We start from the raw sequence: 24,503 nt of genomic DNA, 5'->3' as shown, positions 1-24,503 counted from the left end.
AAAAGAACACCGCAAAAATTCCGTTAGACCATGAACGGGATACGTGTGTCCTTTTGACCCATTACGAGGAGCTTCGGCGTTTCTGAAATGATGAAACGGATCGAGGAGTGCCTCTATTGGAGGCGCTCCTCTTTGTCGTGTCATCCTAAATTAATCCCCAGAGGTGTTCTATATGAAAAGTCAATTGTTCATCCATTCAAACTCGATTACGTTGCGTCCATTTACGCTGGAAGATCAGGCTGCCGTGCATGTATTAATCCAACAACCCGAAATCACCGATATTCTCCCGGATTGGAAGATGACCGAGAATCAGTTGGACGAATTCTTACAATTTGTCGTGAGCAGTTACGAGCAGTTCAATCCGGAAGATGTACGTATCCTACTTGCCGTTGTACACAATGAAGATCAGCGTATCATTGGTTGGTGCGGCGTATTTCCAAATGACATGCTGGATCGTGCTGACCGTGAAGTGGCCTACGCCATCTCCCGGGATTACCGAAATAAAGGATACATCACAGAGGCAGTTCGAGCCCTAACAGCATATTTGTTTGAGCATACCTTGCTGGATCGCATCGTGGGCATTGTGAAGCCGTTCGACCAGCCGTCACGCAAAGTTCTGGAGCATACAGGTTTTTGTTATATCTCTCGCAGAAAGCTAGTGGACCAGGAGAGCTATGATTATTTTGAACTGCTCAACATGAAGTCCGATCTAGTTCAAGCCAAGCAGGTATATTCTGAAATTCGTTTACGACGAGCACAGCAAGAAGATGCTGTTGTACTTACAGAGATTTGCAGTCGTGCTTTTGATCACGCCATAAAAGTCTGGTCAGATGGTGAAGAGGATATCGATAGCAATCTATGTCCGCCTGATTATTCGTCAGTTCGAATGCATCGTTACGTGATCCGTGAATGGGATTATTATGTTGTGGAATCAGATGGATGCGCTATTGGCGGAGTGAGTATTAACGTGCTCGGACAGAAACATGCCAGGCTCGATAAGATCTATATTGACCCCGTATGCCAGGGACGTGGCGTGGGATCTCAAGTCATGAGACTTATTGAGGCTGAATTTCCGCAGATTGAAAATTGGAAGCTGGAGACCTCAGGTCGACAGCTGGATAATCACCATTTTTACGAAAAAATGGGGTATGTTCGTATCTATGCATCTGAGGAAGAGTTTGGATATGAGAGGAATATATCGGTGGCTTCTTTTGATCCAACATGTGATGAGACATTATCCACGGATTCGGGTGAATCAGTGGTCGAATTTGTTCAAACTAATCTTGATTCAGTTCGGTACAGTAGCAGTAATCTGACCAATAGTCGGATCACCGACTGCAATCTGAGTGGTAGTAAATTCACCAATCTAAATATGACCAATATATTGCTAGCTGATTTACGTCTAACCGATAGCAAGATTGAATTCTGTGCTTTGGATGGTGTTCAATTCCGTGATACACATCTTGGTTCTGACCGTGTGCCCATGCAGTGGGCGCATTGTGATCTTGAGGGAAGTCGTTTTATTGATTGCAATCTATCGGGAGTTCAGTTGGAACGGTGTCAAGTAGCTGGGATGAAGATCAACGGAGTAGAGGTAGAGAAACTGCTTGCGGCTTATGAGGCCATGAATTCCTGAAAGGCTCCTAGTTGCCTTCCTGCTTTCCGGTGAAAAACCCTTTATCCATGTGACATAGATATACTGAAGAACGCCCTTAACTGGCCAATGTGCTAAGTGGGGCGTTCTTTTTGATGCGATATTCAGGATAACTTATCCGCAAGTTAAGTGTGCTGTAGAATCTGCGGCTTTTTGCTAAACCCGGTACTCCCGGCCGTAAAGCCCATCTGACGATAGAATTCATGTGCAGCTTCACGTTCCGGGCGATTGCCACTGTTCAGAGATAGAGAGTCCACGTCATGCGTGGCGGCCCATTGCTCGGCTTCCAGAATGAGCTGACGGCCGATGCCTGAGCCCCTGAACTGGTCATGCACAACCAATGCCATGATACGGCAGTGTCTTCCGTTCTTTTCATACAGATAAGACGTCTGTAATCCGATCAGTCCAACTACGCGTCCGCGTGCTTCAGCCACCAGTGTAGTGAAGTTTGGGTCCGCAGAGATATGGGCATAGCGCTCCTCCATCTCCGCGTATGTGGTTGGGTAACCGAGTTGGTCCATTAGAATGACCATATCTTGCAGATCGGTAGTGGAGCTATGTCGAATCGTCACATCCAGGCTCATAATGTTGTATCCTCCTTGGGTCTTTCCTTCAACGAAAGTTCAATAATGGTGTCCAGTAGCTCTGCAAAAGAAATACCTGCAGCGGCTGCACTTTTGGGCAGCAGACTGTTACGGGTAAGTCCCGGCAGCGTGTTCACTTCAAGCACATAAGGCATGCCTTCACGAATCATCATATCCACGCGCGCGTAGACGCTGCATTTAAGCACCTGATAGCAGGCCAATGCCGCGGCTTCAACGCGATGGTGGAGGTCCGCAGGCAATTGCACAACCTGCTCATCAGCCCCGTGGTCATCATATTTGGAAGCATAGTCGAAAAACGCAGCGTTCGAATGAATGGAGATCACTGGCAGCATCTTTCCATCCAGAATGGCACAGGTGATTTCCTCACCTTCGATATACTGTTCAATCATGACCGTATCATCCCAGGCGAGGGCAGCCTCCACAGCAGCGGGCAGGGCGGAAGCTTCCTGAACCACTTGGGTACCGATGCTGGAACCGCCTGAATTCGGTTTGACTACCACGGGGTACGTTAATTGTTGAACAGGAACAGAGGACAGTTCCTCCATATGGCTCACTCGCAGCCATTCCCCGGTAAGCACACCCGCATGCTGCATGAGCTGTTTGGACATGTCTTTATCCATGCATACACTGCTTGCAAGCACGCCACAGCCTGTGTAGGGAATGCCCATGGATTCCAATGTGCCTTGGACAGTACCGTCTTCGCCGTATTTGCCATGCAGGGCAAGCAGTGCCACATCGATCCCGGCAGATTTGTCGATCAGATCCCGCTTGGTATTCAGCTCAATGGGCACTACCTCGTATTTGTCTCTATTCAGATTCGCAATCATCTCCTGTCCGGTGAGCAGGGAAATATCCCGCTCAGAAGATGTACCGCCCATAATCACGCCAACCTTCATGTGAAAGCCTCCTTATCTCATTTGAGCTGCTGTCTCGCCAATGATGCGAATGCCTTTACGTATATGTTCATCGCTGACTCTGGAGAAACCCAGACGCATCGTGTTTACGCCCTGACCGGGTTCCAGATAAAAAGTATCTCCTGGTGTGAACGTTACACCTTTCACCTTACAGGCTGCCAGCAGTTCACGGGTTCTGTATTCGGACGGGAACTGCACGAATAGGTGCAGACCGCCCTCACCGGAGATCCGGCACATTGGCAGATGCTGCTTCAGGCATCGCACAACCAGTTCATATTTTCGCTTATACTCCGTGCGGGCTCGCTTCAAGTATTTCTCGAAGTTACCGTTGCTCAGATATTGATACAATAACGATTGATCCAGCGTCGAGGTATGAATGCTGCGCGCCCGTTTCATACTCTCCAGATAGTCAATCAGGGTCGCATCCGCAATAACCCAACCAACGCGCAGGCCCGGAAATAGCACTTTGGAGAAGCTGCCCAGATACACCAGTCCGTTCCCTTTGCCCATGCTGGCAATCAGGGGAGAGACATGAGAACCGGAATATCGCAATTCTTCGTTGAACCCGTCCTCAATAATCGGTACCTGGTACTGGTTCATCAACCGGATAATCTCCGCCCGTTTCGCAGGGGACGTCACAATCCCGGTTGGATTGTGATAGGAGGGAACGAGATAAGCCAGATCATATGGACTTGCCTCAAGCTCATGTTCCAGTTGCTTCAAGTTCAGGCCATCCGGCTCCATATTCACACCAGTCAAGTGAAACTGGTGCAATTTTAGATTCTTAATCGCCGTGTGGTGCGTTGGATTCTCGCAGAGCGCTTTGCCACTTTTTTTGCGTAAAGCCCCAAGTACCAGATCGAAACCTTCCGTGAATCCGTTGGTGATCAGAATGTCCTTGCCACGGAGGTCAACCCCTTTGTTCTCCATATATCGTAGTAAATACTTCATCAGCGGTCTGTACCCTTGCGCATATCCGTAATTCAGCAGTACTTCGCCTTCAAGTGACATGCGATCCAGAAAAGCCCGTTTCACGTTGTGCAGATCGAACAGCTTTTCATCTGGCGCTATGCTGGTAAACGATATCTCGCCGCGCTCTGCTCCGGAGCCATGCTTCATCAGATCGTACTGCTCTGCCTGAATCGCATACTCGCTTACCTCCGTTGTCCAGTCCAGTTCCCAGCTTGCTGTTGCCTCAGGGGTTTCGATGGAGGCACTGACGTAATTACCCTTTCCTTTGACTGCATAGATCAGGCCTTCATCTTCAAGCTCGGCATAAGCGAGCAGGACCGTACTTCGGCTAACTTTCATAAGTGTGCTGAGTTCACGGGTCGAGGGCAGCTTTTGTTTGGCTTGCAGGCCGCCTTTGAGCATCAATCGCTTCATATAATCTTTGACTTGTATATATACAGGGCGGTCCTCCGTCAGTTGTAGATCGGAATACATCCCATCACTCCCTCTACTGGTATCTTGCCATATTATAAACCCAGCAGAAAGAACCACGATACCTCTGTTTCCCTGCGGGAGTGGTTGGTGGTTCGCGTAAACGCAAAAAAGCCCTGGCAATATGCCAGGACCCGTGGTAAAACTTGATCCATTTCTATAGTTCTGCTGCTATGACTTTCTACAGTTGCATTGCATGACTTATCTCTCTAGGATCGATAGCTATCTGACCTTCTACGTGTGTCTATTTAACTTCTGTACGGCTATAATTGCAGGCTTTCTAGGTGATACTTAAAATCTACAGTGAAATCATGAATCTAGGTCTTTCTACGTTTGCTTGCTGCAAGGTCGAATAGAGGATGAATCCACAATCTATAAGCTAAGGTTCTTGCTAACTGTACTCTTGTCGTGATCACGTAACAAAAATCAGTATGAAAAAGATGATCAATCATAGGGTACAATAGACGAAGGTAGATATAAAGACATATGTCTTAGTGCCCAATTTCTTCCTCATACCCCTATAGTACCACTTTGAATCAGGGAAGTTAACCTTTTTTTTGAAATATTTGTCGTAATAGCGAAAATTGCGTGAATTGTACTTCATATAGAATGAAATGGTGTCTGTTTATAATATGTGATAGGATGTAAACCTATAGATAATGAGGAAGTGAGCCTATTGATTAATATTACCGTGCCAACACCCAATGTAACCATCACGAAGCAGGCTGATCCACAGCTTAGCCACATTTATGGATTTACTGATTTTCACCTGATTACCCGGGAACTAGGCGGGATTTTCATGTTTTACAATGCCGCTGGAGAGTTGTTATTTGTCGGGAAAGCACGAAAATTAAGACCCCGTATCAAAAAGCATTTCGAAGATACTGTATCACCAATCAAGAATCATCGCGAGGAAGTAACGAAGATTGAAGTATGCCTGGTTGAAGATCCGGTAGATCGTGAAATTTACGAGACTTATATTATTAACACGATGCGTGCGAAATACAATGTAGATAAAGTCTTGTACAAATAAATTGCATATAAAACACAATGAACATGATTTTTGGGACATATGTCCTAGGTGTGTTGCCGGTGGAGAAGGATGTGATCGCAGGATTGCATCCGACTTCGCCTGGCACCTCCCAATTTTTTGGAACACGAATGCTAGGGAGTAGCTTGTAGAATTGGAAATGTAGAAATGCCAGAGCTTAAACTAAGCATCACAGAATGTAGCATCAAAGATATATCAAATACATATGAAGAGGTGATTGTGTTGATCGGTCGTAGCGGTAACCCTACACTTAAAGACAGCACGTTTGAGAACAGAGGATATGGAGAAGATCGGTATCAGAATTACATGACGATCAATGGCACGGTGAACAAAGCGTTTATTACGCTTGTGATCCTGCTGGGAAGTGCGTTTGCAACATGGATGATGTTCTTTAACGGACAACAAGTGATGCCGCTCGCTTATGGCGGATTAATCGTTGGTTTCATTCTGGCGCTTGTCATTTCGTTCAAACCAGTAGCGGCACCTTATCTCGTTCCCATCTATGCCGTGGCAGAAGGTCTGTTCCTGGGAGCACTCTCTGCAACCTATGAGTCCCTGTATAACGGAATTACCTTGCAGGCAGCCCTGTTGACTATGGCTGTATTCATCGCCTTGCTGGTGGCATACAAAACCAGATTGATCAAAGCTACGGAGAACTTCAAGTTGGGCGTTGTTGCTGCAACTGGCGGCATCATGATCATGTATCTGTTGAGCTTTGTACTGGGTTTCTTCGGTATTTCGATTCCTTATCTGCATGATAATAGCTTGATTGGCATCGGTATTTCGGTCGTTATCGTCATTGTTGCCGCTCTCAATCTGGTCCTGGATTTCGACTTCATCGAGGGTGGTGCTGAACGTGGTGCGCCCAAGTACATGGAGTGGTACGGTGCATTTGGATTGATGGTGACGCTGGTATGGTTGTACATTGAAATTATCCGTCTGCTTGGCAAATTGCGGAGTCGGGACTAGTCCTACTTTTAACGTCATCATCACAGTATGAACTTCATTAAAGCTAACGCGTGATACTCACGTCGTTGGCTTTTTTGGTATATTTGGAGGTAGTTTATAAGCAACTTTGCCAACAGTAGTAGAGAGGATATTGTGGAGTTAGGTGTGTACATTTTACCATATTTGGATTGACGGTCTGGAAATGGTTATGGTATTTTATTGATAATGATTATCATTTTCGTTTAAATATTGCATAAGCTGCCGGATAGTTCTCTTTACCTTTAGCTACATATCAAGCCGATCAAGCAGATCGAAAGGAGTGGCCTCATGTTACTGGAAAATGATTCGCAGATTGCTGCGCACCAGCCCGTTACCGGCCGCAGTCCCAAGACGGATCTTGCCAACGTTAAAACATACATGGACAAACATTACGACCAACCTCTATCGATTGCAGATCTCGCCTCGGAAGCGGGGATCAGTCCGAAATATTTCGTGGATCTGTTCAAGAAAACGTACGGACAGAGCGCAATGGAGTATCTTACGGATCTGCGTATTAACCGCGCCAAGCGATACCTGAAGGAATCCACATACAAGCTTCGCGATATCGCCCTGAGAGTGGGATATAGTGACGAGTACTATTTTAGTCGTAAATTTAAAAAGGAAGTTGGCGTATCTCCTTCGGATTATGCGAAAAACGCCAGAAAACGGATAGCCACCTGCTCTTCCAGTGTGATTGGACAGCTTCTGGCACTTAATGTCATCCCCGTGGCTGCACCTATCGATCCCAAATGGACCGCGTATTATTATAATGCACATCGTACAGAGATTCAGTCTCACCTGAAATTGACGGACCCGTACACGAGCTGGCGGTTTGAGGCCAATGTGGAACGATTGGTTCATATTCGCCCTGATGCCATCGTAGGTACGGACCAGATTAGTGAACAGGATCAGGCCCAATTGGCCGAGATTGCACCTTGTTGTTTTGTCCCCAAACATCATTCGGATTGGCGAACACAGCTACGCATGATTGGATCATTTCTGGAGAGGGAGGACCAGGCGGAGCAATGGATTCACATGTACAACCAGCGAGCAGAGAAGGCGCGGGAATCGGTACAGCAGGAAGTGGGTCGGGAGAAAGTGATTGTCGTGCGGATCTACGGGCAGAATCTCTACCTTTATAGCAATCCGGGTATTGAAGAAGTGTTGTATGGAGCGCTGCAACTGGACACATTCTCTGATCTTAGTGCCAATAATCCATTAACGCTGGAGCAGCTCGCTGCAATGAACCCTGATCGAATTCTCGTTATGGTGTGTCCCGAGGCGGCTTCAAGGGCATATTGGCTGAGCTTGCAGCATTCGGTTACATGGCGTCAGCTCAAGGCTATTCGTCAGTACCAGGTCCATCTGATTACAGGTGACCCTTGGTTTGATTATTCGGCTGTAGGTGTGATGCGCATGCTGGATGAAGCTCTACTGATCTTCACGGGATATTGTCCAAATATATATCTGGATAACGTCCATGGTGATTCCCAGGCGACGTGACATATAATCCTTGTATCTAAATGAGAATGTTTATCAAGGGGGATATCACACATGTTTCACTATATCAAAAACATCGGACAACGTTCCGTTGGTAGCAAATTCCGCAGTGCCCGGCTCTCAGCCCTGATCCTGCTGATGTTAGTTACAGGATTGTTGTCTGCCTGTGGTACAGCATCTGAGAATACAGGAGCGGCCCAGGAGGAGCAGCCGGCAACGGAGACTTCAACCCCGGCTTCAACCGAGACGGTTGTGCAGGAAGAGCAAACGGAAGAGACGACGGGTGAACGCACCGTAAAGGATGACTTGGGACATGATGTAATTGTTCCAGCCAAGACAGAGCGGGTGTTTGCACCATATCTGGAGGATTCCCTGTTAACCCTTGGTGTGAAGCCGGTAGCCCAATGGGCTAGTGGTACGAAAGGGCATGTCTATCTCCAGGATCAGCTCAGTGATGTGCCTACCCTTGATTTCTCCAGTGGGTTGCCTTCCCCTGAAGCGTTGATGTCGTATAATCCTGATTTTATTATCTTGCATACGGCCCAATATGCTGAGAATGGGGTATACGAGAGTTATTCCAAAATCGCACCGACTTACGTATTTACGAACGCTTCGGGTGATGTAGAGAAGTCTTTGCAGATTATTGGTGATCTATTGGGCAAAACGGCTGAAGCCGAACAAGCCATTGAAACCTACCACGCCAAGGTTGAGTCAGCCAAAGCGGAATTGGCGAAAGTAGCTGAAGGCAAAAAAGCAGCCATTATCCGTTTTGCCCCGCGTGGCATTAGTATGATGGGTGGTAACTACTTCAGCGGTTACGTCGTATATGAACAATTGGGACTAGGTAAGCCTAAATTGGTCGAGTCGGAGAACAGCGCCATTGTATCCACCGAGGTATTACCCGAGATTGATGCCGACTTTATTTTCACCGTGGAACAGGGTCCAGGAAGCATGAAAGAAATGACCGAAACCAACGTATGGAACAGTATGCCGGCGGTAAAAGCAGGGCATGTGTACGCTGTCGAGCCAGCTCCGTGGCTGGGCGGTGGACTGATCGCATACGGTCATGTCATCGATGATACGCTCAAAGCGTTAACACAATAATTGAAATAGCGCAGCTCCCTTTGGAGTGCCGGGAACCGGATGTTAGTCCAGCGTTTCGGGTGCCCCGTGAGGGAGCTTTTTTTTACGATAAAAACGTGAACATTATATGACATAAATATGGAAATATGGAGATAATCAAAATGATTTCTGGATATCGTCCATGGGACAGCATGATCGACTCTTTTATAATTGGTAATGAGAATCAATCTCATATACAGAATGTAGTTCAGTATTCAACTTATATAAGCAGAACAACGAGGAGGACCCATCCGTAATGACGTTTCAGCCCAACCCAACCGCTCCAGGCAACCTTGAGCATATCGCACGCAGTACCGTTCAGATTCCACATGCCGAACAATGGACCATGAAATCACGCTCAGGCCACCATGCCTATCAGATCATGGTATTCAAGCCTGCTGAACCTCCGCCCCCGTCCGGCTACCCGGTAATCTACCTGCTGGATGCCAATTCCGTATTCGGCACGATGGTGGAAGCTGTTCGTGTGCAGGGACGCAGACCGGAGAAGACAGGAGCAGTCCCGGCCATTGTCGTAGGCATTGGGTACCCGATCGCGGGCCCCTTTTCCCCTCACCGATACTATGACTTTACTCCAAAGGCCACAACGGAATATACCCAAAAATCCGATGGTACACCTCTGCCGGAACAAGGAGGGGCGGATGAGTTCTTGCGGTTTATTGAAGAAGAACTGAAGCCAGACATAGAGCAGCAATTTCGGATTGATCGGGATAGACAGGCTATATTCGGTCACTCGCTTGGTGGTCTGTTCGTGATCCATGCGTTGTTCACGAAGCCAGAGGCTTTTCGATATTACATTGCGGGAAGTCCCTCGCTGCACTGGAATCAGAAGGTCATGCAGGCGGAGGAGCAGGAATTCGTCGCAAGGCTGGAACAGCATCCGGTGAACGTCAAGGTGTGGATTGGTATGGGAGAACAGGAGAAGACCCACCCGGCTCGTAACAATGATAAGGCATCAAGTCTTACAGAACGTTTATCTGCATTAAATCAGCCGGGGCTGAATATCGCCTACACCGAGTTCGAGGAAGAGAACCATGTCTCGGTATTGCCTTTTCTGATTAGTCGTACGATGCGTTTTGCCTGTAGTCCAGAGTCGTAGAAGGTATGAAATGAAGGACGTTTTGCAGGTGACAGTCATATGAATCAGGGATCAGCGAGCGGCAGGAGCAGAGGGACAGCTATGTTTCGAATTTACGGATGATCACACTCAACTGGATAGAACCAAGCCAACACATCGCTCCAACAGGGGAGAAAACAGCTATAAGGCAGTAAGGGAGGTACACGAGGTGAGCTACACAGGAATAGCTGGAAAAGTGACCGTGGTCACCGGTGCTGCGCAGGGGATCGGTGAAGCGGTGGCGAGATTGCTTGCACAGAATGGCGCTATCGTTGCTCTGGTGGATCGACAGGAGTCTTTGCTGAATCAACTGGTCACCGATCTGCGCAGTCAGGGCCATCAGGCAACAGCCCACGTTGCTGATATATCGAATCGTCAAGCGGTTGAGGATACCGTTCAACGGATCGAAGAGACCGTTGGCCCCATTGGCATTCTGGTGAATGCTGCGGGGGTACTGCACACAGGGGCAGTCAGCGAGCTGACAGATGAAGAATGGACGAAGACATTTGACGTGAATACGCATGGTGTATTTTATATGTCGCGTGCGGTAGTGAGAAATATGGCTGAACGCCAGACGGGTGCAGTAGTTACCGTTGGTTCGAATGCTGCGGGTGTTCCGCGAATGCACATGTCTGCTTACGCGGCTTCCAAAGCCGCATCGACCATCTTCACCAAATGTTTGGCTCTGGAATACGCGGATCGACATATTCGCTGCAACATTGTCTCTCCAGGCTCAACGGACACGCCAATGCAGCGAGCTATGTGGCAGGATGAACATGGCGCAGAGGCAGTCATTGCAGGCTCACCGCAAACCTTCCGCCTGGGCATTCCGCTGAACAGGATGGCATTGCCAGAGGATATCGCGGACGCGGTGGCCTATCTGGTTTCGGATCAAGCCAGACATATTACGATGCATGATCTATGTGTGGATGGAGGCGCCACGCTCGGTGCCTGAATCAAGAGATAAGGAGATGATGAATCATGTCAAAAGCGGGTACGGTTACTGCAATTTCCGCCATACACCTTCTGGAGCAATATCGGGAGGGGACGTCCTTTTTCTGGTCTTCACCGCAACATACCTTGCTCGCGCAAGGAGAACGGATTCGTTGGTCTCCGCTACATGCGGAGCACGCAATTCTATCAGATCCCAGCGATTCTGCTGATCTTATTGAACATAAATATAAGGAAGAGATACATTTTTATATAGATGGTATTCAACAGCTTATGGACAAGGCCAAACAAGCTGGACAATCGAACCCGATGGTGGTTGGCGCCATCCCGTTTGATCCGCTAGACGATTCTGCTGAGCTATATGTACCAGAGACGGTGCAGTGGGCTGAACCGCTACCCTCGGAATCACGAGCATTAATTCAGAAGCTGCCGGCAGCTGTAGGTTGTGAGGTCGTTGAGGCACCGGCGGGGACAGTATATGAGCAAAGTGTAGATAACGTATTGGCTGACCTGAACCAGGGTGATCTCCACAAAGTCGTGTTATCCCGTACACTTGAGGTGACATCACAGACCATTGTGGACACGCATCAATTACTGCGTAATCTGTTCAGAGACAACACGCATGGATATACATTTGCTGTACCCATGAAGAGTATAACTCAGTCAAAAAGTACTCTAACAACGAAGGAAAAACATTTAAAAATAGACGAACAAATTGGCAACCAAACGAGTCGCACCTTCATTGGGGCAAGTCCAGAACTATTAGTTACCCGCAAAGGATTAAAAGTACGTGCCAACCCACTGGCAGGCTCTGCTGCCCGGAGTGATGATCCAGCAGAAGATCGCCGCCGTGCAGAGGCACTGCTGGCTTCAGCCAAGGATCGGCATGAACACGCCGTAGTCATTGAAGCAGTTGCGGAGGCACTGCGCCCATTATGCCGCCAACTATCCGTTCCAGCAGAACCTTCGCTGATTCAGACGCGCACGATGTGGCATTTATCCACCGAAATCCACGGAGAGCTGGCGGACGCAGCCACAACGTCACTGGAGCTCGCTTTGGCTCTTCATCCCACACCCGCCATCTGTGGAACGCCTGTACAGGCTGCGCGGGTAGCGATTAAGCAACAGGAGCCGTTCGACCGGGGATTATTTACGGGAATGGTGGGCTGGTGCGACAGTGAGGGCGACGGCGAGTGGGCCGTAACGATCCGATGTGCTGAAGTGGCAGGCACAGCTGTGAAATTGTTCGCTGGAGCGGGCATTGTAGCAGGTTCTACGGCAGAAGCTGAGCTGGCAGAGACTGCTGCCAAGTTCAGAACGATGCTGCTCGCGATGGGTTTGGATTCGACTGTGTCCAGTCAGAAGGAGGAATGAGCAATGCTGTCAGGATATCAGGCTTGGCCTGAGGAAGTTGCAGAGCGTTATCGGCAGGAGGGTTGCTGGGAAGGAATTACGTTTGGAAAAATGCTTCGCCAGCGAGCTGATCTATATGGCAATCGGGTAGCCGTTATTAGCGGTGAAGACCAATTCACTTATGCAGAACTGGATGAACGGGTAGATCGATTGGCTTCCGGTTTATATGCCAAAGGCATACGGCAGCATGACCGGGTTATTATTCAGCTGCCCAATATTATAGCGTTTGTTGAAGCATGTTTTGCTTTATTCCGCATCGGTGCGCTGCCTGTATTCGCTCTTCCCTTGCATCGAAAGAGCGAAATCACATATTTCGCTCGGTTCTCCGAGGCCGTAGCATATCTGATTCCGGATCAGGATGGAGGATTTGATTATCGCACGTTGGCAGAGGAGGTACAGGCAGAGGTTCCGGGACTTCGACATATTTTCGTGGCGGGAGAGGCCGGGCCGTTTACAGCATTGGAAGATGTCTATACAGAACCTGTCACACTGCCGGATGAACCGATGTCTTCGGATGTTGCTTTTCTACAGTTGTCGGGTGGAAGTACCGGGTTGTCCAAGATGATCCCACGTACTCATGATGACTACATTTACAGTTTACGAAGAAGCGTTGAGGTGTGTGGTCTCAGTCCCGAAAGCGTCTATCTGGCTGCACTACCTGTAGCACATAACTATCCAATGAGCTCACCTGGCATTCTGGGCACGTTGTACGCAGGTGGCACGATTGTGCTGTCACGGGGATCAAGCCCGGATGAAGCCTTTCCGCTGATTATGCGCCATCAGGTAACGATCACGGCGTTGGTGCCGCCGCTGGCTCTCGTCTGGCTCAACGCAGCGGCTGCCCGAGGAACCAAGCTTCCGTCGCTCCAGGTGCTTCAAGTGGGGGGAGCCAAATTCAGTGCAGAGGTGGCAGCACGCGTCAAACCGGTTCTTGGCTGTACATTACAGCAGGTATTTGGCATGGCCGAAGGGCTGGTGAACTACACACGTCTCGACGATTCCGAGCATGTCATTACCCATACACAAGGGAAACCAATGTCTCCCTATGACGAGGTGCGGATTGTGGATGACGAAGATGTTGAAGTGGAGCAGGGACAAGCCGGACACCTGCTGACACGCGGGCCCTATACCATTCGTGGTTATTACAAAGCCGAGGAACATAACGCCAGATCGTTTACTACGGACGGTTTCTATCGCACAGGCGATATTGCAAGTCTGACGGCTGACGGATATCTCGTTGTCGAAGGGCGGGCGAAGGATCAGATTAACCGTGGCGGGGATAAAGTGGCTGCAGAGGAAGTGGAAAATCATTTGCTGGCCCATCCTGGTGTGCATGATGCAGCTTTGGTCTCCATGCCGGATGAGTATCTGGGCGAGCGCTCTTGCGCCTTTATCGTGCCAAGCGGTGAAGCTCTGGCCGTTGCCGAGATCAAGTCTTTTCTACGCAATCGTGGCCTGGCCAGTTATAAAATCCCGGATCGGATTGAGTTGGTGGATGCTTTTCCGAAGACACAAGTGGGCAAGGTCAGCAAAAAAGCACTACGGGAGATGTTGACCACCGAGCAACCTGTATCTAAATAAGAATTTTTGATAAATAAAGCTGAAAAGAGGGATATTCATGGCACTTCCAGTGATTCAACCATATGCAATGCCTGTAGCGTCGGAGCTTCCGGTCAACAAGGTAGCCTGGACACCGGATGCGAAGCGTGCAGTACTCTTGATCCACGATATGCAGAACTATTTTATGAATGCATTTACGGCGGGAGCATCCCCGGTGGTCGAACTGATTGATCATATTGCACAACTTCGTTCAACGTGTCATGAGCTTGGGATTCCCGTGGTCTACTCGGCACAACCGGGCGGACAGACACCGGAGCAGCGCGGATTACAGTTGGATTTCTGGGGAGCGGGGATCGATGGCGGGCCTGTGCAAAAAGAAATTGTTGAATCGCTCGCACCCGCTCCACAGGACATCTTCATGACCAAATGGCGCTACAGCGCCTTTCAGAAGACGGAATTACTTGAACTGATGGAGCGGCAAGGCCGGGATCAATTGATTGTCTGCGGCATATATGCGCATATCGGATGTCTGATGACGTCAAGTGAGGCATTTATGCGAGACATTCAGGCGTTTCTGGTTGCCGATGCAGTTGCTGATTTTTCGGCGGAGAAACATCGCATGGCGCTGACGTACGCGTCAGAACGATGTGCGGTAACACTAACGACCGAACGTTCAATTGCATTGTTGAATGCGTCAGCCGCAACCAGAACTGGAGGTGCAGCTACATCTGAGGCGCAGCAGCAATCGGCATCCACCGTGGAGTCTGGGTATGTCGTGGAAGGACGAGAAGGCGTTGATCAAGCAAGGCTGGGAGCGTTACGGGCTCAGGTTGCCGATCTGCTACAGGAGCAGCCCGATTCAATTGGGGAGCATGATGATCTGATTCAGAACTGGGGAATGGATTCGATTCGCATGATGAGTCTGGCTGAACGTTTTCGAGCGGAAGGCGCAGAGGTTACCTTTGTTGATCTGGCGGAGCAGCCTACGTTGGCAGCTTGGGCTGGGCTCCTGGATAATGCCCAACCGAAAGTACTGCCGAACGGAGACTACTTTTGAGCGGGGCGGTGCAGATGTCGCATCGTCGGAACACAGCTTGGCCTTTATCTTCTGCACAGTCTGGCATCTGGTATGCCCAACAGTTGAATCCGGACAACCCGATGTACAACACGGCCGAGTATGTGGTTATTGACGGTCAGATCCATACGGGACGATTCGAAGAAAGTGTACGCCAGACCGTGATGGAGGCCGAATCGCTGAATATGGTGTATGGCGAAAATGAGCAAGGCCCGTGGCAATCTCTGCGCACCAATATGAATGATTGGACATTCCATGTCATGGATGTGCGTGATCAGGCTGATCCTCATACGGCTGCGCTCGACTGGATGAAGCAGGATCTGGCACGGCCTGTTGATCTGGCAATGGGTCCACTCTTCACAGAAGCTCTGTTCCGGGTGAGTGAGGATCGGTATTACTGGTACCAACGCATTCACCATATTGCGATTGATGGGTACGGCGTATCCCTGATCACACGCAGGGTTGCCAGCTTGTACTCTGCATGCATTCAGGGAGAGGGCGCAGTACAGGTACAGGTTACGGCAACATTTGGATCACTGACTTCCGTTCTCGAAGAAGATGAAGCCTACTCAGCCTCCACCAACCGAGAGCAGGATCAACAGTTCTGGATCGACCGATTCGCGGACGCACCGGATGTGGTCAGTCTGGGTGAACGTGCTCCGCGTACTTCAACCGAGTTCCTGCGGCAGAGTGCGGTGCTCACGCCGTCACAACGGGAGCACTTGCAAGCAGCAGCGGGTAGATTCGGTGCGACTTGGCCGGATCTGTGTGTAGCGGCAACAGCGATCTATGTGCACCGGATGACAGGGGCAGCCGATGTTGTTCTGGCCTTGCCCGTGATGTGCCGATTGGGTTCAGCATCGCTGCGTGTTCCAGGCATGGTCATGAATGTACTTCCACTCCGCCTGTACCTGGATTCGCAGATGAATCTGTCTGATTTGATGGGACAGATCGTGAAGGAGATTCGGGCCGTACGCAAACACCAGCGTTATCGGCATCAGGATCTAAGGCGTGATCTTAAGCTCCTTGGAGAGAATCGGCGTCTGTTTGGACCGATGATCAATGTGATGCCCTTCCATCATGAGTTGAATTTTGCGGGCGCACGCGGCATGATCCATAATCTGTCCACGGGTCCAGTGGATGATCTGTCGATTCATATTGTGGACCAGGGACATGGTCATGGACTGAGTATTGCTTTTGATGCGAACCCTTCAATCTATGTGGACTCGGAATTGCGTGATCATCAGCTTCGCTATGTGCAAATCCTGCAATGCCTGATGTCAGAAGGGACAGAAGACATATCGGTTGGACAGATGGACATTCTGCTTCCTGCCGAACGCGAACAAGTGCTGGAAGGATGGAATCAGACGCATCATGCCATCGCTGAGTGGAATTCGGCAGCGCTATTTGAACAGCAGGTACGGCGTACACCTCTTGCAACCGCAGTGACATTCGAAGGGACATCGCTGACCTACGCAGAGCTGAACGAACGTGCGAATCAACTGGCACATGAACTGATACAGACTTACGGAGCAGGACCGGAGCAGGTGGTTGGCATTGCGATGCCTCGTTCACTGGACGTGGTCATTGCGATTGTAGCTGCTCACAAAACAGGAGCAGCCTATCTGCCGCTTGATCCGGATTATCCCGAAGAGCGCTTGATCTACATGCTGGAGGATGCCAAGCCTGCTTGTGTGGTTACAGTAATGAACAACTTCTCTCACATTCCGCAGACGTCCAGTATACCGATTCTGGTCATGGATGAACCGGATATGATACAGGCAGTAATCTCTCAGTCGGGAAGCAATCCCGAAGGTGAAGATCTGTCAGGGACGGCATCTCTGCTCAACCCTGCATATCTGATCTATACTTCCGGTTCTACCGGTAAGCCGAAGGGTGTAGCTGTAACTCATTTGGGATTAGCCAACCTGCTTGAAGATATGAAGACAAGACTGCAGGTCGGTCCGCAGGATCGCTGGCTGTCGGTGACCACGATTGCTTTTGACATCTCCGTACTGGAAATCTTCCTGCCACTGACGACTGGAGCAAGACTGGATATCGCGCAAAAGGAAACGATTCTTGATCCGGTAGCACTGGCCGGGAAGATGAGAGAGCAAGAGACAACAATCATGCAGGCTACGCCAACGTTATGGCAGTCTCTGGTGACGAGCCGTCCGGGAAGGTTCGATGGGCTAACGGTGATTACCGGAGGAGAGGCCTTATCCGAAGAACTGAAGCTTTCGCTGGAGGCGTTGGGCTGTCAGGTCAATAATCAATACGGGCCAACGGAGACAACCATCTATTCTACAGCTGCATCGCTGGGGAATGAACATACAGGCAAACCATCCATTGGTGGTCCGGTTCGTAACACACAGCTCTATGTTCTGGATCAGAGCATGCAGCCTGTCCCCCCGGGCGTAGCAGGAGAATTGTATATCGCGGGAGAGGGACTTGCACGGGGATATTTGGGCAGACCTGATCTGACCGCAGAACGTTTTGTCGCGAGTCCCTTTGGACAACCGGGCAGTCGAATGTACCGGACAGGAGACTTGGCCAAATGGTTGCCGGACGGTTCCATCGATTATTTGGGACGGGCAGATCATCAGATCAAAATTAGGGGCTTCCGCATTGAACTGGGGGAGATTGAGTCGGTCATCTCCAGATATCCGGGTGTAACACAGGTTACGGTCATGGCACGTGAAGACCAACCTGGGAACCAGCGGTTAGCGGCATATATCGTGGCTGATGCGGAAGATCATCAAGCTGACATGGATCTGGCTGATATCAGAGCACACGTAGCTGATGCGTTACCGGATTATATGGTGCCCTCTGCCTTTATGCTACTTCCAGAGATGCCGCTGACACCGAACAAAAAAATCGACCGTAAACGGCTTCCTGTGCCTACTTTGGCATCTAATGCAAACGGGAGGGAGGCACGTACACCGCAGGAGGAGATTCTTTGCAGCCTGTTTGCCGAGATTCTGGGTGTGGCTCGGGTAGGCATTGATGATGATTTCTTCGAACTGGGTGGACATTCCCTGCTTGCTGGGCGAATTACAGCCCGAGTACGTGATGTATTCGGGGCCGAACTGAACATCGGCAGTGTGTTTGAATCACCGACAGCGGCAGGGCTTGCCAGAAAGCTGGATCAGGCGAAGTCCGTCAGACCCGTTATTCAGCCTGTTCCGCGTACGGGTGAGATTCCGCTTTCCTTTGCCCAGCGACGGTTATGGTTCCTCTATTGCCTGGAGGGCGCTAATCCCACCTACAATATCCCGTTGGTTGCCCGGTTGACCGGGAAGCTGGATGTGGACGCTCTCCGAAACGCCCTGGAGGATATTGTTGCCCGTCACGAGACACTTCGCACATTGTATCCGCCAGAACTGGGTTCGGCGAGTCAGCATATCCTCCGTGCAGCAGATGTAACAGTGAATATGAAGCTCACCCCGGCTTCTGCTGAGAAGCTGCCCGAGCTGCTGGCAGAAGCGTCACGTTACAGCTTCGAGCTTAGTACAGAGCCGGGCATACGTGCGGAATTGTTCCATACGGATGCGGACGAACATACATTGCTGGTGCTGATTCACCACATTGCAGGGGATGGTTGGTCCTTATCACGGCTTATCCGGGATTTGTCGGAGGCTTATACTGCTCGTCAGGGTGGAGCTGCACCGGCTTGGGAGCCGCTACGCATTCAGTATGCAGATTATGCAGTGTGGCAGGAGAGCCTGCTGGGGGATGAGAAGCGGCAGGACAGTCTGATCGCGAGGCAGTTAGCGTTCTGGACTGACTGGCTCGCAGGCTTGCCAGAACAAGTCACGTTCCCGGCAGACTATGCCCGTCCAGTGGTGTCCAGTTACCGAGGCGGGACGGTGCCATTTACGATCAGTCAACATTTGCATGAGCAGCTTGCGACAGTTGCCCGTGAGCATAAAGTCAGTCTGTTTATGCTTCTGCATTCGGCTTTATCCGTGTTGCTTACTCGAATGGGTGCAGGCACAGATATTGCGATAGGTACACCGATTGCCGGACGGAGTGACGATGCACTGGATGATGTCGTGGGGATGTTCATCAATACGCTTGTCCTGCGTACGGACACTTCGGGCGATCCGACCTTCCGAGAGCTGTTGGCCCGCGTGCGGGAAACCGATCTTGCTGCTTATGAACATCAGGAGTTACCGTTTGAACGGCTGGTCGAAGTGCTGAATCCGCCTCGATCGCGTTCCAAACATCCGCTCTTTCAGGTGATGCTGGTGCTGCAAAATACGCCAGATGTTCGTCTTGACCTGCCAGGGGTTGAAGCAGAGACTCGCATCCACAGTGTAGGTTCATCCAAATTCGACCTTACGCTTGAACTGACGGAGAAACGGGAACAGAACGGATTTCCGGCCGGTATTGAAGGTGTACTGGAGTATAGTGCAGACCTCTACCGTGAATCGACTGCCGGAGAACTGGTGGTTCGGTTGATGCAGGTGCTTGAGGATGCTGTACAGCAGATGGACGAACGCATCAGCAGATTTGATCTGGTTACACCGTCAGAGCATGCCCAGCTTGAAAAGGAGTGGACATCTACAACGGATGAAGGTCCACAGCTGACCATTGCCGAGCGTTTTGAAGTGCAGGCAGCCGCTTACGCGGGTTCGGTAGCCCTCCATTGCGAGGATATCCGTGTGACTTACAGGGAGCTGAATGTACGGGCTAATCGACTGGCGAGACTATTGATCGCAGAAGGTGTCGGGCCGGAACAGATGGTGGCATTAGCCCTACCTCGTTCGGTAGAGATGGTCGTAGCCATTCTTGCTGTACTCAAAACGGGTGCTGCCTATCTGCCACTGGACCCGCACTATCCGGCAGACCGTTTAACGCATATGCTGACGGACGCAGCGCCCAAAGTGATGATTACAAGCACAGAGGTGTATGCCCTGCTACCGCAAGTTGAAAACATTAAATGTATTAACTTGGACGATCTGCATACCTTGCGGCAATTGGAATCCATGGATGAACGAAACCCGGCAGACCATGAACGGAACGGACGGGTAACTCCGCTGAGTCCGGCTTATATGATCTATACCTCGGGTTCAACAGGGAAACCCAAAGGTGTCGTGATTCCACATGCGAATGTCATCCGGTTATTGGATGCAACGCAGCACTGGTTCCATTTTGACGAGAGCGATGTGTGGACGTTGTTCCATTCCTATGCATTTGACTTCTCCGTGTGGGAAATCTGGGGCCCTCTGTTGTATGGAGGCAGCTTGGTTGTTGTTCCCCATGAGATTAGCCGATCACCTGGAGCGTTCCTGCAGCTGCTCGCCGAGCAAAAAGTAACCGTACTGAACCAGACACCATCTGCGTTCTACCAACTGATGCAGGCCGACAGGGAAAATCCGGTCTGGGGACAGCAGCTTGCGCTCCGCTATGTGGTCTTTGGAGGCGAGGCACTGGAGCTGGGACGGTTGGATGACTGGTATGAACGCCATGCGGATGACGCCCCAAGACTCATTAATATGTATGGTATTACGGAAACAACGGTTCATGTCAGCTACAAAGAGCTTCACGCAGGCAGCGCAGCAGAAGGCGCAAGCAGTTGGATTGGATGCGCTATTCCAGACCTGCGTGTCTATGTGCTGGATGATCATCTGAAGCCTGTGCCGACAGGTGTAACAGGAGAGATGTATGTGGCGGGAGCAGGGCTGGCTCGTGGCTATTGGGGAAGGCCAGATCTCACGGCAGAGCGATTCGTTGCCGATCCATATGGTGCACCGGGTACACGAATGTACCGTACGGGAGACTTGGCAAAGCGCCTGCACGATGGTTCGCTTGATTATCTTGGACGAGCTGACCAACAGGTGAAAATCCGCGGGTTCCGCATTGAGCTTGGCGAGATTGAGGCTGTATTGGCAAAACATTCGGGTGTGGCTCAGGCTGCTGTTATTGTTCGTGAAGACCAGCCAGGGGATAAGCGTCTTGTCGCTTATATTGTTCCTGTACCGGACAGTGAAGCAGCACTGGAAACGGCTTCGTTACGCCGACATGCGGGAGCGAGCCTTCCGGATTATATGGTTCCATCTGCGGTTGTTGTGATGGAGGTCCTGCCACTTACGCCAAATGGCAAGCTGGATCGCAAGGCATTGCCTGCACCAGAGATGCAATTATCGGCTGATGGCCGAGCACCGCGCAATCCGCAGGAGCAGATTCTCTGCGATCTGTTTGCCGAAGTATTGGGATTGCGGAGTGTGAGTATTGATGACAGCTTCTTCGAACTGGGGGGGCATTCGCTGCTTGCGGTGCGCCTGATGAGTCGAATTCGTGAAGCGATGGGTAAGGAGCCGGGCATCGGTATTTTGTTCGAAACGGCTACGGTTGCTGGACTTGCTGAGCGATTGGAGATGGACGCAGATTCCGGGAAAAGCTCACTGCAAGTGTTGTTACCGCTCCGGACGCATGGTCAGCATCTGCCCGTATTCTGTGTGCATCCGGCCGGAGGACTTAGTTGGTGTTATGCCGGGTTGATGAAACACCTGGGCATGGAGTATCCGCTGTACGGATTGCAGGCGAGGGGCATCGCAGAGTACGAGGTACTTCCTTCGACACTGGAGGATATGACGGCAGATTACATCCGTCACGTCCGGTCTGTGCAGCCCGAAGGCCCGTATCGTTTGCTCGGCTGGTCACTGGGCGGCAACGTGGCTCAGGCGATGGCCGTGCAGCTTCAGTCCGAAGGAGAAGAAGTAGAGTTTCTCGCTATGCTGGATGCGTATCCGAGTCATTATCTGCCTATTCGCGGCGAACCGGATGAGGAAGAGGCGTTGACGGCATTGCTTGCACTGGGTGGATATGATCCGGACAGTATTGGGGATGGGCCGCTGGATATGGCAACAGCGATGCGTATCCTTCGTAGTGAAGGCAGTGCGTTGGCCAGTTTGGATGAAGAGACGATCATGAAGCTGCGGAAAACCTATGAAAATTCCGTCCGGATCTTGGGGGCGTACACGCCATCCCGATTTGAAGGTGACCTGATCTTCTTCCGATCCACCATTATTCCCGACTGGTTCGATCCGATCGAACCGGAGATGTGGAATGCATTCATCGGAGGGCAATTGGAACGTCATGATATTGCTTGTCGTCACAAAGACCTCTGTCAGCCTGGTCCATTGGAGGAAATCTGCCGTACCCTGTCCGTCCGGCTGGAGATGCTGAACAAGGAGCGTAACATTTAACACAAATAGGAGGATAAGCTGATGAGCAACCCTTTTGAATATGAAGACAGCAATTATCTGGTGTTAATGAATGATGAAGGACAGTATTCGCTGTGGCCTGCATCCATTCCGGTACCAGCAGGTTGGACCCAGATGCTGGGGAAGGCCAAACGACGTGTATGTCTGGATTACATTGCGGAGCAATGGACAGACCTGAAGCCGTTGAGTCTCTGTGATGAAACGGGGATGCCCGGCATGATTCATGAGGTTGGCAGATGAGGTTTCGTCTGAATCCAAAGGCAATTGTGAGCATTGTGTATGTTCTGGCGATGTTTATGGTTGCCATGGATGCGACAGTATTGAACGTAGCGCTACGAACCATTAGTGAAGAACTGGGGGTTCCTCCGGCTGCTGCGGGTACCTTGAATGTGGGGTATTTGGTGAGTTTGGCTGTATTTCTGCCTGTCGCCGGATGGCTTGGTGATCGATGGGGTACGAAACGGGTTTTCCTGTCGGCGCTGACACTGTTTACAGTGTCCTCTGCGCTTTGTGCAACGGCTGATCATCTAGGCACATTGACATTTTTCCGTATTTTGCAGGGAGCAGGGGGTGGTCTGCTCACACCTGTAGGGATGGCGATGCTGTTTCGGACTTTTCCTCCGCAGGAACGGGCCAAGGTATCTCGCATGTTAGTGCTGCCAATCGCCCTTGCTCCGGCTCTCGGGCCAATTGTGAGCGGATTGATTGTGGATCAGCTATCGTGGCGCTGGATTTTCTATGTGAATTTGCCCGTCGGTATTCCAGCGGTGATCTTCGGCATGCTGTATCTGAAGGAGCACAGAGAACAGGGAGCAGGTCGACTGGATCTACCGGGGTGGTTATTATCTGCGCCGGGACTCGCACTGACGATGTATGCGCTCAGTCAGGGACCGCTACGGGGCTGGACGTCTCCACTTATTATGGGAGCGGGCTTTGCAGGCGTTCTGCTTCTGACGTTGCTCGTTGTGGTGGAGCTGCGCGCCAAGCAGCCGTTGCTTGATCTGCGTTTGCTGAAGCACCGCCTGTTCCGCTATACAGGCTTGGTATCCGTATGTGGAGCAGCCGGGCTGTTGGGTATGTTGTATGTGTTTCCGTTAATGTACCAAAATGTACTACAGGCCTCTGCGCTGGAAACCGGGCTAACGACATTTCCGGAAGCGATAGGACTGATGATTGCCTCTCAGCTTGTCCCGTGGACTTATCCGCGGCTGGGCCCGCGGAAGCTGATATCGATGGGCTTGATCTGTACGGCGGTTATTTTCATTACGCTTAGTCAGATCACCGTGGATACGAATCCATGGTTCATCCGTTCATTATTATTCGGCGTAGGAATTTTCCTGGGACAGACGGTAGGTGCAGTGCAGATTGCTGCCTTCGCCCAAATTCCGCCTGCATCCATGGGACGAGCTTCCACCTGGTTCACGGTGCAAAATCGTCTGGGGTCAGCCATCGGCATGGCTTTACTCTCTGCTGTTCTGGCAGGTGTGGGTACAACAACGGTGACTGCGACAGGCACGATGGAGCCGAATATGCTGGCGTACCGTTTGGCTTTGCTGGGGGCAGCTGCATTTCTGCTCATCGGGCTGTGGTTTGCTCTGAAAATCCGTGATGCCGACGCAGCAGCCACGATACGGAAGACCCCGGCTGGAGGATTGTTTGGCAAGTTGAAACGTTCGTCTACGGTGGGTTCAGAATCGGTGGTAAAGCAAGAAGGATAGGATTATGTTGTGAAGGAAGAAATGAAAGTCTAGTAGCCGAGGCTACCTGAAAGGGTTTCGATATAATAAGAGCGAGTCATACCGGATAAGGGCAAATTTGTCGCCGGATTGACTCGCTCTTATTTTTGATCGGTTAGGTAGTT

The 24,503-nt window shown here is 50.6% G+C and carries 16 protein-coding genes; 13 read left to right on the top strand and 3 right to left on the bottom strand.

Annotated elements, in window-relative coordinates:
* Window positions 1-172 precede the first annotated feature (172 nt).
* Window positions 173-1,636: a GNAT family N-acetyltransferase gene (locus NYE45_RS29270; RefSeq protein ID WP_340014980.1), complete on the top strand. Its 1,464-nt coding sequence runs from the start codon at window positions 173-175 to the stop codon at window positions 1,634-1,636.
* 143 nt (window positions 1,637-1,779) lie between these two features.
* Here NYE45_RS29270 and NYE45_RS29265 read toward each other — a convergent pair whose 3' ends face one another.
* Genes NYE45_RS29265 through NYE45_RS29255 form a run of 3 tightly spaced genes read right to left on the bottom strand, consistent with a single transcriptional unit; the run spans window position 1,780 to window position 4,619 of the window.
* On the bottom strand, window positions 1,780-2,238 hold the full coding sequence (locus NYE45_RS29265) for a GNAT family N-acetyltransferase (protein WP_248278238.1): 459 nt from the start codon (window positions 2,236-2,238) through the stop codon (window positions 1,780-1,782).
* Entirely contained in the window at window positions 2,235-3,155 is a 921-nt protein-coding gene (locus tag NYE45_RS29260; protein ID WP_340014979.1) for a D-alanine--D-alanine ligase, read from the bottom strand. Before NYE45_RS29260 ends, NYE45_RS29265 begins: the two co-directional genes overlap by 4 nt.
* A 12-nt stretch (window positions 3,156-3,167) precedes the next feature.
* Window positions 3,168-4,619, bottom strand: a complete 1,452-nt coding sequence (locus NYE45_RS29255) for a PLP-dependent aminotransferase family protein (protein ID WP_340014978.1) — start codon at window positions 4,617-4,619, stop codon at window positions 3,168-3,170.
* A 673-nt stretch (window positions 4,620-5,292) separates the two neighbouring features.
* Between NYE45_RS29255 and NYE45_RS29250 the strand changes: the two genes are divergently transcribed.
* From NYE45_RS29250 to NYE45_RS29195, 12 genes are all read left to right on the top strand, one after another.
* Window positions 5,293-5,649, top strand: a complete 357-nt coding sequence (locus NYE45_RS29250) for a nucleotide excision repair endonuclease (protein WP_062836662.1) — start codon at window positions 5,293-5,295, stop codon at window positions 5,647-5,649.
* A 240-nt stretch (window positions 5,650-5,889) separates the two neighbouring features.
* Window positions 5,890-6,636: a Bax inhibitor-1/YccA family protein gene (locus NYE45_RS29245; protein WP_047841093.1), complete on the top strand. Its 747-nt coding sequence runs from the start codon at window positions 5,890-5,892 to the stop codon at window positions 6,634-6,636.
* Window positions 6,637-6,942: 306 nt separating this feature from the next.
* Window positions 6,943-8,157, top strand: a complete 1,215-nt coding sequence (locus NYE45_RS29240; RefSeq protein ID WP_340014977.1) for an AraC family transcriptional regulator — start codon at window positions 6,943-6,945, stop codon at window positions 8,155-8,157.
* A gap of 51 nt (window positions 8,158-8,208) precedes the next feature.
* The gene (locus NYE45_RS29235) at window positions 8,209-9,258 is read left to right on the top strand and encodes an ABC transporter substrate-binding protein (protein ID WP_340014976.1); all 1,050 of its coding nucleotides are present in this window, start codon (window positions 8,209-8,211) and stop codon (window positions 9,256-9,258) included.
* 274 nt (window positions 9,259-9,532) lie between these two features.
* Entirely contained in the window at window positions 9,533-10,393 is an 861-nt protein-coding gene (locus tag NYE45_RS29230; protein ID WP_340014975.1) for an alpha/beta hydrolase-fold protein, read from the top strand.
* A 187-nt stretch (window positions 10,394-10,580) separates the two neighbouring features.
* Window positions 10,581-11,366: a 2,3-dihydro-2,3-dihydroxybenzoate dehydrogenase gene (locus NYE45_RS29225; protein ID WP_340014974.1), complete on the top strand. Its 786-nt coding sequence runs from the start codon at window positions 10,581-10,583 to the stop codon at window positions 11,364-11,366.
* 26 nt (window positions 11,367-11,392) lie between these two features.
* A complete protein-coding gene (dhbC, locus tag NYE45_RS29220) occupies window positions 11,393-12,736 on the top strand; it encodes an isochorismate synthase DhbC (protein ID WP_340014973.1) in 1,344 nt (447 codons plus the stop codon).
* 3 nt (window positions 12,737-12,739) lie between these two features.
* Window positions 12,740-14,356: a (2,3-dihydroxybenzoyl)adenylate synthase gene (locus NYE45_RS29215; RefSeq protein WP_340014972.1), complete on the top strand. Its 1,617-nt coding sequence runs from the start codon at window positions 12,740-12,742 to the stop codon at window positions 14,354-14,356.
* 37 nt (window positions 14,357-14,393) lie between these two features.
* Window positions 14,394-15,392 (top strand): isochorismatase family protein, encoded by a 999-nt coding sequence (locus NYE45_RS29210; RefSeq protein WP_340014971.1) that lies wholly within the window; start codon window positions 14,394-14,396, stop codon window positions 15,390-15,392.
* Window positions 15,393-15,406: 14 nt separating this feature from the next.
* Entirely contained in the window at window positions 15,407-22,624 is a 7,218-nt protein-coding gene (locus tag NYE45_RS29205) for an amino acid adenylation domain-containing protein (RefSeq protein WP_340014970.1), read from the top strand.
* Window positions 22,625-22,645: 21 nt separating this feature from the next.
* On the top strand, window positions 22,646-22,882 hold the full coding sequence (locus NYE45_RS29200; protein ID WP_062836669.1) for an MbtH family protein: 237 nt from the start codon (window positions 22,646-22,648) through the stop codon (window positions 22,880-22,882).
* Entirely contained in the window at window positions 22,879-24,360 is a 1,482-nt protein-coding gene (locus NYE45_RS29195; RefSeq protein ID WP_340014969.1) for an MDR family MFS transporter, read from the top strand. The genes NYE45_RS29200 and NYE45_RS29195 overlap by 4 nt, the downstream gene beginning before the upstream one ends.
* Window positions 24,361-24,503: the final 143 nt, after the last annotated feature.

This window comes from Paenibacillus sp. FSL K6-1318 (assembly GCF_037976905.1).
In the GTDB taxonomy this organism is placed as follows: domain Bacteria; phylum Bacillota; class Bacilli; order Paenibacillales; family Paenibacillaceae; genus Paenibacillus; species Paenibacillus amylolyticus_A.
The sequence above is the reverse complement of the archived record's forward strand: the minus strand, read 5'-3'. Positions and strand labels throughout refer to the sequence as shown.

Bases quoted from the DNA above. Each gene is read 5' to 3' on its own strand.
- NYE45_RS29240 (WP_340014977.1), top strand. From the start codon at position 6,943: ATGTTACTGGAAAATGATTCGCAGATTGCTGCGCACCAGCCCGTTACC.
- NYE45_RS29215 (WP_340014972.1), top strand. From the start codon at position 12,740: ATGCTGTCAGGATATCAGGCTTGGCCTGAGGAAGTTGCAGAGCGTTAT.
- NYE45_RS29200 (WP_062836669.1), top strand. From the start codon at position 22,646: ATGAGCAACCCTTTTGAATATGAAGACAGCAATTATCTGGTGTTAATG.
- NYE45_RS29265 (WP_248278238.1), bottom strand. From the start codon at position 2,238: ATGAGCCTGGATGTGACGATTCGACATAGCTCCACTACCGATCTGCAA.
- NYE45_RS29270 (WP_340014980.1), top strand. From the start codon at position 173: ATGAAAAGTCAATTGTTCATCCATTCAAACTCGATTACGTTGCGTCCA.
- NYE45_RS29255 (WP_340014978.1), bottom strand. From the start codon at position 4,619: ATGTATTCCGATCTACAACTGACGGAGGACCGCCCTGTATATATACAA.
- NYE45_RS29205 (WP_340014970.1), top strand. From the start codon at position 15,407: ATGTCGCATCGTCGGAACACAGCTTGGCCTTTATCTTCTGCACAGTCT.
- dhbC (WP_340014973.1), top strand. From the start codon at position 11,393: ATGTCAAAAGCGGGTACGGTTACTGCAATTTCCGCCATACACCTTCTG.
- NYE45_RS29195 (WP_340014969.1), top strand. From the start codon at position 22,879: ATGAGGTTTCGTCTGAATCCAAAGGCAATTGTGAGCATTGTGTATGTT.
- NYE45_RS29230 (WP_340014975.1), top strand. From the start codon at position 9,533: ATGACGTTTCAGCCCAACCCAACCGCTCCAGGCAACCTTGAGCATATC.
- NYE45_RS29260 (WP_340014979.1), bottom strand. From the start codon at position 3,155: ATGAAGGTTGGCGTGATTATGGGCGGTACATCTTCTGAGCGGGATATT.
- NYE45_RS29235 (WP_340014976.1), top strand. From the start codon at position 8,209: ATGTTTCACTATATCAAAAACATCGGACAACGTTCCGTTGGTAGCAAA.
- NYE45_RS29210 (WP_340014971.1), top strand. From the start codon at position 14,394: ATGGCACTTCCAGTGATTCAACCATATGCAATGCCTGTAGCGTCGGAG.